The organism is Archangium sp. (genome assembly GCF_036277355.1).
In the GTDB taxonomy this organism is placed as follows: domain Bacteria; phylum Myxococcota; class Myxococcia; order Myxococcales; family Myxococcaceae; genus Archangium.
The window spans coordinates 23,342-35,004 of record NZ_DASUNC010000103.1 but is presented as its reverse complement, the minus strand read 5'-3'; the positions used below and the strand labels follow the sequence as shown (position 1 = coordinate 35,004).

Genomic DNA, 11,663 nt, shown 5'->3' with positions numbered 1-11,663 from the left:
GCGCACCTGGCCCGAGTACAGAGGGCGTGCCCCTGGCTGGCCCCGGACCAACGCCCGGACAGCTCAGGAGGCTCGCTCTGCACGAGACCTCCTGACAGGACTCGCTCCAATTGGCCTACTCCCAGGAGAACTCGACCGAGAAGTCGGTGAGGGTGCTCTGCCGCACGGTGGCGCGCGCGCCCTTGAGCTGGGCGGCGTTGAGGATCTGCATCAGCGAGCCGGCGAAGTAGGCCCCGGGAACGGCGTTGACGTAGTCCACGCGCCCGCTCTTGGGGCCGGTCCACGTCAGCGTGCAGGAGCCGTGGTCCCACGCCGTCTTGTAGGCCGAGGGCATGCTCTCGATGAGGCGCTTGGGCTCCTTGCCCACCAGCGACAGCAGCATCTTGCCAGTGGTGGACTCGAGGAAGCGGGGCGCGACGCGCATGCCCAGGTGCTGCATGGCCCCGTCGAAGCCGCCGTGCTTGTCGCTCAGCTCGCGCGCGGCGGCGTACGTCAGCTTGAGGAAGGTGCTGACGGGGTAGGAGAAGAAGGCGGTGAAGTTGCCGCTTCCGGCCGCGTCCACGCAGCGCTTGAGTGACTCCGCGTTCCCCTCGGTCCGCACCAGCTCCAGCGCGGAGCCGAAGAGGAATCCGCGCGTGGTGTCCTTGGGCCCCACCAGGGCCAGACGCTGCTCCAGCTGTTGTTGCGTTGCTGCGGACCCCTGCGACGACTGCGCCGTGCTCATGCGTGTGACCCCCGGGAGTGACGTCTACTCTACGACGGTTCACGGGGGTCTGTTCTAGAGGTCCAAGAATTCGAGCAGTGCCCCCAACTCCTTGTCCGACAAAGCTTCCTGGCTGTAGGGCGGCATATTTCCACCCACGCCGAAGAAGCGGCCGTGCCGCACCTTCTCGATGAAGACGAGCCCTGGGGGCACGCCGGGGAAGAGCGTGCCGTAGTCCCGGGAGACCTCGGGGAGGATGGAGGCGAGCTCGGTGAGGCGGCCCTTCCCGGTATGCGGCTCGCCGTGGCAGTCCTGGCACGCGGCCTCGTACACGCGCTCGCCCTCGCTGGCGCTGCCACGCGGCACGTCGGTGATGTCCTTGACGAGCGTGAAGGGCTGGGCGGGTGCCTGGGCGTCCGGGCTGATGCTCACGAGGTACTCGTAGAGGGCGCGGCTCCTGGGGTCCTCGGGCGTGAGCGGGGTGACGCCACGCATGAAGGCCGTGTAGCAGAAGTTCACCGCGTCCAGCAGGCGCGTCTCGTAACCGCCCCACCAGTGGGGACGGGACGCCACGTTGTGCAGCGACAGGCCCACGTATGTCTTTCCCGCGGGCGGCGTGGCCGTGGTGGCGTGGCACGTGGCGCACGAGAAACTGTTGTACTGGCTCTCCGACAGCGCCGCGTCGCGGAACAGTTCTTCGCCGTACTCCGCCGCGGGCGTGGGCCCACAGCCGGCCGCGAGCAGCACCGCTCCCAATCCCAACCACCTCATGGCTTCCTCCGCAGGATGCCCACCGAGTCCGGGTAGATGCCCACCTTCACCGTCTTCACCACCTCGCCGGCCTGCAGGTCCAGCACGTGCAGCGTGCCCGGGCCCCGGTGGTCGCCCTCGCACACCGCGAGCGCATGCCGGCCATCCGGCGTGAGCTCCACCTGGTGCACGTTGAGGCAGCCCGCGTCCGACAGGTGGATCTCCCCCTGGATGGCGGAGGTGGCCGTGTCGATGACGGCCACCGCGTCCACCGCCTGGTAGGGCAGGTAGAGCGTCTTGCCGTCCGGAGTGACGACGCCGAACATGGGCGCGCCGCGCAGCCCGTAGATGGAGCGCTCGGGCCTCACCGTGAGCGACTCGGGGTCGAGGTAGTGCACGATGCGGCTCTTGAGCGAGCTCACCCACAGCGCGCCATCCGTGGGAGACAGCGTGAGCGCATACGGCTCGTGCCTGGGCGCGAGGGCGGTGCCCGCGTTGGGCATCTTCACGCGGGTGACGGTGGGCGCCGGCGTGTCGAGCTGCACCACGGCCACCTCGTCCGAGATGCACGCGGCATAGGCGCGCGTCTCGTCGGGGGACAGGCGCACCGCGTGCGGCGCCGGGCACAGGGGCACCATCGCCTTGCGCGTCAGGGTGTCCGCGTCGAGGATGGCCAGGCGCGCGTCCATCTTGCTCTCATCGGTGGTGCCGCTGTTGGCTGCCTCCTGGATCTTCAACATGTCGAAGTGCGTCTGGTACAGCGTGCGGCCGTCCGCGCTGAGGATGAGGTCCCCCGGGTTGCGGTCCACGCGCACCGAGCCCACCAGGCGGTTGTCCTTCGCGTCCAGCTTGAGGGCGTAACCATCCGCGGTGCCGCTGCCGTGGTTGCCGTGCGGACCCGAGCCGGCGCCGGGCACGAAGTAGGAGAGGCCCACGTAGTAGTAGTCCCCGCGCGGGGAGAAGGCGGCGTGGTGCGGCCCCTCCAATTCCACGGGGTTGAGCCCCACCGGGATGCGCGCCAGCTCGCCCCAGTCCGGCGAGCCCATGCTGTCCAGGTCCAGCAGGCTCACGGTGTCATCGAGGCTGTTGGTGACGACGATGCGCCCGCCGCCCAGGCCGGGCAGCTCCGGCCCCGTGGGCCAGGCCGTGTCATGGGCGAAGTCGAGCTCCGGCGGCTCCGTGCCGGTGCACGCCCCGAGCGCGAGCGGGGCGAGCAGTGCGATCAGGTGCCGCCTCACGGCGCGCTCCGGCGGAAGGTGCGCGGCTCGGCGAGGCGGTAGGGGCCCTCGGTGACGCGGTTCTGCACGAGGTAGGCGCTCATCACCTGCACGGTGAGGTCCTTGCCCGCGTGCTTGCCCAGCGCTTCCCACGTAGCCGTGTCGAGCTGCCAGGACAGCTCCGAGGTCACCACCTGGGCCACGGGGCACTCGCCACCGGCGGAGATCTCCACCCAGTAGAGGTCTCCCGTGTACGGAGGCAGGTGCGCGTGGGCGGTGGGCAGGAGCAGGTCTCCCAGCCAGGCGCCGAAGGAGCGCGAGGGACGGGGCGCGGACTCGAGCGCGAGCATGCCCGGGCCGGGCCGCCGCAGCGAGGCGCGCAGGGGCGAGGTCCACTCCCAGGTGGGCGGGGTGGCATCGGCCGGGTACACCTCGCCCGGGGAGGGGGAGAGGAGGTTGACGGCGCGGGAGGCGTCGAGCGGCCGCTGCTTCACATCCACGAGGGCGCGCCAGGCCTCGTCGGTGGACTTGCCGGCGTAGAGGGGCTCTCCACAATCCGTGGCGGTGCCCTGCTCACAGGCGGACGTGGCGAGGGCGAGGGCGGCCACGCAGGCGGTGCTCAGGTGTTTGACGTTCATGGGTCAGTTCTCCGGGTTGCGCCGCCGCGGACGGCGGAAGAGCGAGAGCGCGAGCAGACAAGCCGCGGGCACCAGGCCGCTGGTGGACGAGCAGCCCTTCCTGGGCGGAGGCGGGGGCTCCGGCGGAGTGGGCTCGGAGATGCCACCATCTCCGGGGTTCGTGCCCGCGTCGGCGCCCGGCGAGCCACCGTCCGGCGTCCCGGCATCTCCCGTCTCCCCGGGCGTCAGGTTCGGGTCGGCCTCGATGGTGGGGGCGAACTGGGGCCAGTAGGGCCGGCAGATGTCATGCGTCGGAGTGCCGGCGGGGCACGCGGGGGGTTTGGTGTCGGGCAGGTTGAAGAGGGGCGTGTACGTCTGGCCCTCATCGGTGGTGGTGGCCAGGGCCCAGTCGTGCAGGCGCGAGGCACCGCAGACGTAGAGGACATCGCCCTCGCGCTGCGCGCAGGCATTGCCGTCGGGCAGGGGCAACTGGGTGGCGTAGGTCTCCCCGGCGCGGACGCGGAAGAGCCGCGTGTGCGTGGCGGCCCAGAGGGTGTTGCCGTCGGCGGAGACCTCGATGCCGATGAGGTACTCGCCGAGGCCGTCCTGGGCCTCACCCTCCGGGTGGAGCACGGAGGTGAAGGTGCGGCCCCCGTCCTTGCTCTCCAGCACGTACGTCCAGCCCTGCCAGGAGACGCGCGCCCAGAGCCGGTCCGGGTCGGTGTCGGACACCTTCATGACGAACAAGTCGTACGGGTAGGGGGGCGCCGGGTAGGCCGGGAAGGACTGGGCGATCTCCTCCCAGTGCGCGCCCTCGTCATCACTGCGGTAGATGCGCAGGCTGGTGGCGGTGCCACCGGAGACGTAGATGCGCCGCGAGTCCGAGGGCGCCACCTTGACGGCGGTGAAGACGACGGTGTCGCTCTGCAGGACGGGGGTGAACGTCTGGCCCCCATCGTCGCTGCGGTAGACGCCGTTGCGCGAGGCGCTGCGGCTCGTCGTCACCCACAGGCGCGAGGGATTGGACGGGGGCGAGGCGAGCCCGATGGGCCAGAGCCCCCGGGACTTGAAGTAGTCGTGCACCGACCAGGTGCAGCCGCCGTCCTGCGAGCGGATGAGGGCGGCGCCGGTGGCCGCGAGCAGGGTGCCATCGGGCTGCCACAGGAAGGTCTCCGGGCGCCACCCGCCGTAGTTCATGGCCTCGGGGCAGATCCAGCTCCAGCTCTTGCCACTGTCGCGGGAGATGACGGCACCGAAGGTGGCGCCGAGGAACATGTCCTCGGGATGGCCGCGGCGCACGGTGACACTGGTGGTGTCGGGGTAGCCCAGGTGCGCCAGGGCGGGAGGGGTGTGGAGCGCGAGCAGGACCAGCAGCCCCGCGCGGCGGAGTGAAGAGAGGAATGTCATGGGAGGCCCTCCGTGGGCGGAGCCCGCACGATGAACGGCAGGAGTGGAAGGGTATACCGGTGCCCGGTGAGAGGGGATGGATATGTGTCGGGTGGCTCGCTCGTTCACCGGGCGTGCGCGAGGGTGGGAGGGCCGTCCTCCGGGGGCGCGGTATCGTGGGCGCTCCGAGTCACGAAAGGAAACGCCGACATGAGATGGACGCGTCGCGCCTGTGCGGTCCTGGCCATTGGAGTCCTGCCGTTGTCCGCCTGCAACCGCGAGCCGCCGGAGGTGCCGGCCACCCACGATGTCCAGGGAGACTGGGTGGACACGGGCCGCTACGCGGCGTGCACGGTGCGCCCCACCACGGAGGCCACCTGCGGAGCGCTGGAGGGCTTCGATGTCTCCCGGTGTGACACGGGCTCGCTGGCCGGCATTCCGGGGGACGGCATCTACACGATGCTGTACCGGCTCGACGCCGAGTCTCCTGGCATCGGCGCGGGCTCCTTCCGTGTGTCGGCGGATGGGAGCCTGGACTCGTTCCGGGGAGTGAAGCCGGCGCAGCGGCAGGTGGACGCGGACACCTTCTTCCTGTCGAGCACGCGCACGCAGGGGACCTCGACCACGCTGCGCAACTCGGTGGTGGGGTGCCGGGCCGAGGGCAACCGGCTGTACGGCTGCTACGTGAACTGCCGCGACGGGAGTATCTCCGGTGCGGGCACCTTCGTGGCGGAGCGCTGGGCGCGGCGCGCGGGCGAGGCGGAGGCCTCGGGGCTGAGGCTCGTCTCCGAGTCGTTCGTGGAGGGGGGCCTGCCAGTGGACGTCTACGTCACGCAGGGCCATGCGTACGTGGTGTCCATCCCGGATGGGACCGAGCCCGGAGGGCTCACGGTGTACGACGTGAGCAACCCGGAGGCGCCGGTGTTCAAGAAGTGGATCAGCCAGCCGAACGACAACTATTGGAACGGGGTATGGGCGAAGGGGAACGCGCTGTACGTGGCGAGCGCGAGCACGGGCGTGGTGGTGTTCGACATCACGAATCCGGCGAGTCCGCAGCTGGTGAAGAGCGTGTCATCGGGACAGGGGGGGCGGGTGGACGTGCACACGGTGTTCGTGGAGGGGGAGCGGCTGTACGCGATGTCACCGGGCCCCTCGCCGCGGACGTTCATCTACGACATCCAGAAGCCCACGGAGCCGAGGCGGCTCGGTGATTACGGGGAGGTGGGAGCGGGCTCGAATCCCCAGGTGGGCTACCCGCATGACGCGCTGGCCTTCGAGGGGATGCTGTACATCAACCACTGGTCGGGCGGGTACGTGATGGTGGACGTGAGCGACCCGGCGAATCCGAGGAAGGTGGGGGCGTACACGTACCCGTACGCGACGAGCCACGCGAACGCGGTGGGGAAGTTCGGAGACAGGCGCATCGCGTTCGAGGGAGGGGAGAACTGGGGAGCGCACCTGCGGGTGCTGGACGTGACGGACCCCGCGCAGCCGAAGCGGGTGGGCGAGTACAAGCGGGAGGAGAACGCGTCCATCCACAACATGGTGCTGAAGGGCGAGCGGCTCTACATCGCGTACTACCATCACGGGGTGAGGGTGCTGGACGTCTCGGAGCCGGAGAGCCCGAGGGAGGTGGCGTACTACAACACGTACCGCGAGACGGATCCGGGCCGGGGGGAGAGCTTCTACGAGGGGGCGATCGGCATGAGGGTACCGGGAGACGGGTACGTGTACGTCATCGACACATCGAGGGGACTGCTCATCTTCCCGGAGCCCTGATGCGCAACCACCCCTCTCCCTCCGGGAGAGGGACGGGGTGAGGGTATCGAGCATCCCTCTGTCAGTCCTGAGTCAGCGGCCTGGGAGGAACACCGCTCAGACGTGGAACCAGCGACTCCGTGGTCTCATCGAGAAACGGGGTCAACCCACTGTGCGTGCCGCGAGCGCGCAGGAGCACGAGGGGAGCCTCGGTCCAGCAGCGAACTTCCCGCTCCCTCTCACCGGCTGTGAGGACTTCGAGCACGCGCTTGGGGCTGCGTTTGGCCTGCTCCTTCTTCGCATCGAGCCGGTGGGCCTCCTCACAGGGGTTGAACCCAAGCTCCTGGCGCATGGCGGCGAGGCGGGCCCGTTCGGCCTCCGTTTCGGGCTCGAATCCGGCGAGCACCCAGGCCTCACGCATCGGGTCGGGGCTTCCGAGGACGAGCTCGAAGGAGACAAGGGGCCGGGCCTCGGTACGGGCCTGGTGCAGACCCGTGCGTCTGGCGGTTCCCTGGTCATCCATGTCCCAGACGAGGATGACCGCGTCGATTTCCGTGCCGCTCAGTGCGAGCTCGCGGGCCACGAGGAAGGCGGTGCGCCCCATGAGGGCACCAGCTTCTCCCGGCCGTCCCGCGAAGTGCCCCTGAGGCACACGGAGCTTGAGACGGCTCGCGTAGGCCGACAGCTTGTGAAGGTCGAAATGGTTCCGGCCCTCTCCATCGGGTACCCAATCGCGGAAGCCCTTCCGAGCGTCTTCGGAAGGGCCCTCGAGCAGCTCCCGGACCCAATCGGGACCTCGTTCCCGGAGGACACGATCGACCAGCCCCTGGATGGTCTCGAGGTCGGCGGGGGACTCACAGAAGACGAGGAGCTTCGCCATCTCACTTCTCCCCTACGACCCAACGCCACTCCGGGTCGAGGCTCCAGAGCTGGCCCGTGGTGAGGGCACCGCGCATCTTCTCCGCCTGGGGATGCTCCGAGAGGCTTCGGCATGCGACCGAACCATCCTTGCGTGGAGCGAACACACGGACATCGGAGGGCTCGAGCGCGTCGAGGATGTAGGGCGAATGCGTGGTGGCGACGAGCTGGACCTCCGGGAAGCCCTCGAGGAGGCGCTTCAACTCGCCCATCAGCTCCATCTGGGCCTGGGGATGGAGGGATTGATCGATGTCATCGAGCAGCAGGATGCGCGGACGGTTCGGGCTGCAGAGCGCGGTCAGCAGCGCGAGGGTGATGAGCGTGCCCTCACTGGCACCATGGGCCGGGACGTCGAGGGCATCCTTGAAGTCGATGAAGACCTTGTTGCCGATTCGCGGCTCGCCCTGATTCGGCGACTGGGACATCTTGACCCGTCGGACGCGAATCCGCTGGATGCTCGGGACGATCCTGCGCAGCTCCGACTCGATCTGCTCGAAGGCTTCCTCCCGCTCGAGCTTCAGGGCCGCGAGGGCAACCGCTGTGTTGCTCCCATCCGCGTCCACAGCGGGGTTCTCCTCGGAACTGTAGGCAGTGGCGGAGATCCGGTGGGCATCGAAATGGTAGAGCACCGCTGGGCCGACGAGCGATGCGAACCGTCGTTGCGGTGGGAGGGAGACCGTGTCCAACTGACCGCTGAGTCCGCCATGCGACCAGTCGACCCGGATGGCCTGGTCTTTGCCAGGATCGGGTGGAGAGAATTGGATGGCGAGCTTCCATGGAAGCGCATCATCCGTTCCCTCCGCGGCGAGGGTGATGGGCTGCTGTTCCGACCGGCGCAGGAGATCCTGGGGGCTCATCTCGTCCTGAAGGACCACGGCGGGCTGCTCGTTCATCAGCCTGTCCATCAAGTCGAGTGCCTGGAGCACGCTGGTCTTTCCGGTGCCATTCGGGCCAACGAGCACGGTCAGGCGACCCAGGGGGACGGTGGTGTCGCGGTGGCCCTTGAAGTTCCGGAGTTGAATGGACGTGATCATCCAGGGGGTTCCTTCAGCCGTTCCTGGCGGGGCACCCTAGCAAGGTCGCGCGCACTGCGGGTGGTGGACATAGGCCTCATGAGGCATACGCTCGAAGTTCCTGAAACGGAGGCAGCCAGATGAGCCCGATCGCTTTTTCCCGACCCCGAGCCGTGAGCACCCTCTTCGCCGCGGTGCTCCTATCCGCCGTGGCCTGCGCGCACCGGCCGGAGCCGAGCGAAGCACCCGCGCACACGAAACACGCGCACGGAGCGCACCACGGGGGGATGCCGCACCGCTTCGAGAACGCGGAGGAGTGGGCGAAGCGTTTCGAGGAGCCGGAGCGGGACGCGTGGCAGAAACCGGACGAGGTGGTGACGGCCCTGTCCCTGCCGGCGGACGCGAAGGTGGCGGACATCGGAGCGGGGACGGGCTACTTCGCGGTGAGGCTGGCGCGGGCGGTGCCCCAGGGGCGTGTGTACGGCGTGGACATCGAGCCGGACATGGTGCGCTACATGAGCGAGCGCGCGAAGCGCGAGAACCTGGGCAACCTGGAAGCGGTGCTGGGCGAGCCGGGGGACGCGAAGCTGCCGGAGCCGGTGGACGTGGCGCTCATCGTGGACACGTACCACCACATTGGCGATCGGGTGGCTTACCTGAAGCGGCTGGGTGAGAAGCTGAGGCCCGGGGGGCGGGTGGTCATCATCGACTTCCGCATGGAGTCGCCGAAGGGGCCGCCCCGGGAGCACAAGCTGTCCCCCGAGCAGGTGCGCGGGGAACTGGAGGCGGCGGGCTACCGGCAGACCCAGGCGCACGACTTCCTGCCGGACCAGTACTTCCTGGTGTTCCAGCGCGGGTGAGCCGTCACGCCGCTCACAGCCGCTTCGCGGTGATGACGATGTAGCCCATGCAGCGCATCGCGGTCTCCGTGATGCGCGCCCATTGCTCCTGGATGGCCGCGAGGAACTCGTCGCTGTACGCCCGCCGCACCTCCTCCTCCTTCTCCCGGATGGCGGCGGACACCGCACCGAACGTCGCCATGACGTTCTGGGTGATGTCCAGCACCTGCTCGACCTCGTAGCCCGTGTCGCGGATGAGATACGGGTAGTCCTCGGGGCTGATGAAGCTCCGGGTGACGAACGCGTTCTGCAGGAACGTCTGATCCTCCGGCGAGGCCTTCTCCGCGACGACGATGTCCGCGATGAGCAGCCGTCCGCCGGGGTGCAGCACGCGCGCCACCTCGCGCAGCACCGCGGCCCGGTCGGGCATGTGGAAGATCGACTCGAGCGCCCACGCCGCATCGAACGACCCGGCCTGGAACGGCAGCGCCATGGCGTTGCCGCAGAGGAACGACGTCTGCCCGCTCGTGCCATGGAGGCTCGCCCACCGCTCGGCCTGCGCGGCCTGCCGGGGGCTGATGGTGATGCCCTCCACCATGCATCCGCTGCTCTGAGCCAGCCGCGTCGCCGGCTCCCCGAGCCCACAGCCGATGTCCAGCACCCGGTGGCCCTTCTGCGCCCCGAGCTGTTGGATCATCAGGTCCGTGAAGCGCTGCTGCGCCTCGCCGAATGTGCCGCCGGATCCACCCGAGGGCCAATAGCCCAGGTGCAGGCTCCTGCTGCCGATGATCTCGTAGAACGGCGTGATGTAGTCGTAGTGCCGCGCTACGGCTTCCGGTGTTGTCTTGCTTGCCGCGGTCATGGTGCCCGACAGCATACGCTCCAACGCCCGTGCGGGTCGCGGGGCTCGCGTCGTATCACCCACCTCGCACCCCGATGCTCGCCGCCGGAGCACCGTTGCGAAGCTATCAGTTCCCTCAACCCACCCTCGACACAGCCTGGAGCATCCTGGAAGAGCGGCTCTCCTCGCAGCCTCCCCCGCTCCAACAGCCACCGCACCTTGCTGCTCGCCCGCGCGGCTTCACGCGCGGTGAGCCCCTGGAGCGCGCGCGCCGCACCGTGCGTGCGGCGCTCATGGGGGGGGAGGGGGCTCGCAATCTCTTACATCGAGATGGGATGGGCTCGCAGCCAGTCCTGGGCGCGGCGGATCCGCTCGGCCGCCGCGGGCAGGTTCATCTCCCCCAGCAGCTTCCGGTAGGGCTCCAGGTCCTCCGCCGTCCACTGCGTCTTCGCCTCCAGGTCCGCCCTCACCACCTGCTCCTCCGCCGAGCGCGCCTGCGGCTCGCTGTACGACGTGAGGATCGCCGCCAGTATCATCCGCACCGGCTCCGCCTCGAAGGCCACCGCCGCGTCCGAGAAGAAGGCCCGCGTCGTCTCGTTCAGCGCCGTGTCCTTCGCCTGCGCCCGCATCCGCTCCAACATCCCCGGCAGCATCTCCCGGTCCGAGTCCAGCGCCGCCCTCACCGCGCCCAGGAAACCGGACACCGCCGCGCTCCGGGCCTTCGCGTCCATGCCCGGCACCTTCAGCGCGTTCAGCGGCTCCCACAGCACGCTGGTGAGCCACACCTGCTCCTCGGGTGTGAAGACGGACGGCGTCATGCTCTGGCGCAGCGCCGCCTCCACCCGCCCCGAGCGATCCTTCGCCTCCTGCGTGATGCGCGCCGCCAGCTCCGGATCCGACTCCACGTACTTCACCAGCGGCTCCATCTCCCCCTCGCCCGCCTTGCGCAGCACGTCGCGCGCCTCGTCCGAGAGGTCCGCGTGCTCGGCGAGCGTCTCCAGCTTCGACGCCAGCTCCTGGCCGTGCCGGGCGCCCCACTCGCGGAACTGCACGCCGAACACCACGTCCAGCACCGGCCGGTCCTCCGGCTGGAAGTTGCCCGTCTTCGGCGTGGTGGACAGCAGCGCCCCCAGGCACAGCGCCTGCCGGTCCTCCGCGCTCAGGCCCGCCGTCGTGGCCCGTACCAGCAGCGTGGTCCTCAGCTTCTCCAGGAAGGCCCGCGTCCCCAGCTCGCGCACCGTGCCCAGCCGCAGCGTGTTGCGCGCCTGCGCCGGGTCCCTCGCCACGGCGTCCTCCAGCCGCTCCAGCTCCCGCGTCACGTGCTTGTCGAAGGCCGCCGCATCGAAGCGCAGGCCCGGGCCCGGACCCCACTGCGTCAGCAATTCGCCCAGGTGGTCCAACGTCTCGGACACGCGCGACATGTCGCCGCTCCCGAGCATGTCCATCGCCGCCTGCAGATCCTGGGCGAGCGGGTGCTCGGCGGGCTTGGGCGCGGCGGCCGCTTCCTTCGCCCGATCCTCGGCGGCATGGCAGCCCTTGTACTTCTTGCCACTTCCGCAGGGGCAGGGGTCGTTGCGTCCGGGCTTCTGGCGGCTCATGTCCTCACACCTCTCGAAGGAGA

The 11,663-nt window shown here is 69.4% G+C and carries 11 protein-coding genes; 2 read left to right on the top strand and 9 right to left on the bottom strand.

Annotated features, from left to right (window positions below):
* Positions 1-115: 115 nt before the first annotated feature.
* From VFZ09_RS26830 to VFZ09_RS26810, 5 genes are read right to left on the bottom strand one after another with little or no spacing between them, the layout of a single operon-like run.
* Complete coding sequence (locus VFZ09_RS26830; RefSeq protein WP_329730519.1) at positions 116-724, bottom strand: TIGR02265 family protein; 609 nt, start codon at positions 722-724, stop codon at positions 116-118.
* 54 nt (positions 725-778) lie between these two features.
* Positions 779-1,474, bottom strand: coding sequence for a c-type cytochrome (locus VFZ09_RS26825; RefSeq protein ID WP_329730518.1), 696 nt, complete (start codon positions 1,472-1,474; stop codon positions 779-781).
* Positions 1,471-2,691: a hypothetical protein gene (locus VFZ09_RS26820; protein WP_329730517.1), complete on the bottom strand. Its 1,221-nt coding sequence runs from the start codon at positions 2,689-2,691 to the stop codon at positions 1,471-1,473. The genes VFZ09_RS26825 and VFZ09_RS26820 overlap by 4 nt, the downstream gene beginning before the upstream one ends.
* Positions 2,688-3,308, bottom strand: coding sequence for a hypothetical protein (locus VFZ09_RS26815; RefSeq protein ID WP_329730516.1), 621 nt, complete (start codon positions 3,306-3,308; stop codon positions 2,688-2,690). The genes VFZ09_RS26820 and VFZ09_RS26815 overlap by 4 nt, the downstream gene beginning before the upstream one ends.
* Positions 3,309-3,311: 3 nt before the next feature.
* A complete protein-coding gene (locus VFZ09_RS26810) occupies positions 3,312-4,694 on the bottom strand; it encodes a sialidase family protein (protein WP_329730515.1) in 1,383 nt (460 codons plus the stop codon).
* 189 nt (positions 4,695-4,883) lie between these two features.
* Here VFZ09_RS26810 and VFZ09_RS26805 point away from each other — a divergent pair, with 189 nt between their 5' ends.
* Entirely contained in the window at positions 4,884-6,452 is a 1,569-nt protein-coding gene (locus VFZ09_RS26805) for a hypothetical protein (protein WP_329730514.1), read from the top strand.
* 61 nt (positions 6,453-6,513) lie between these two features.
* On the opposite strand, the gene VFZ09_RS26800 is transcribed toward VFZ09_RS26805, so the two are convergent.
* On the bottom strand, positions 6,514-7,311 hold the full coding sequence (locus VFZ09_RS26800) for a hypothetical protein (protein ID WP_329730513.1): 798 nt from the start codon (positions 7,309-7,311) through the stop codon (positions 6,514-6,516).
* 1 nt (position 7,312) lies between these two features.
* Positions 7,313-8,383 (bottom strand): ATP-binding protein, encoded by a 1,071-nt coding sequence (locus VFZ09_RS26795; RefSeq protein WP_329730512.1) that lies wholly within the window; start codon positions 8,381-8,383, stop codon positions 7,313-7,315.
* 152 nt (positions 8,384-8,535) lie between these two features.
* On the opposite strand from VFZ09_RS26795, the gene VFZ09_RS26790 reads away from it, so the two are divergent.
* Positions 8,536-9,222, top strand: coding sequence for a class I SAM-dependent methyltransferase (locus VFZ09_RS26790; protein WP_329730511.1), 687 nt, complete (start codon positions 8,536-8,538; stop codon positions 9,220-9,222).
* A 13-nt stretch (positions 9,223-9,235) separates the two neighbouring features.
* On the opposite strand, the gene VFZ09_RS26785 is transcribed toward VFZ09_RS26790, so the two are convergent.
* Together VFZ09_RS26785 and VFZ09_RS26780 are read right to left on the bottom strand one after the other, a co-directional pair.
* Entirely contained in the window at positions 9,236-10,063 is an 828-nt protein-coding gene (locus VFZ09_RS26785) for a methyltransferase domain-containing protein (protein ID WP_329730510.1), read from the bottom strand.
* 299 nt (positions 10,064-10,362) lie between these two features.
* Entirely contained in the window at positions 10,363-11,640 is a 1,278-nt protein-coding gene (locus tag VFZ09_RS26780) for a YecA family protein (protein WP_329730509.1), read from the bottom strand.
* Positions 11,641-11,663: the final 23 nt, after the last annotated feature.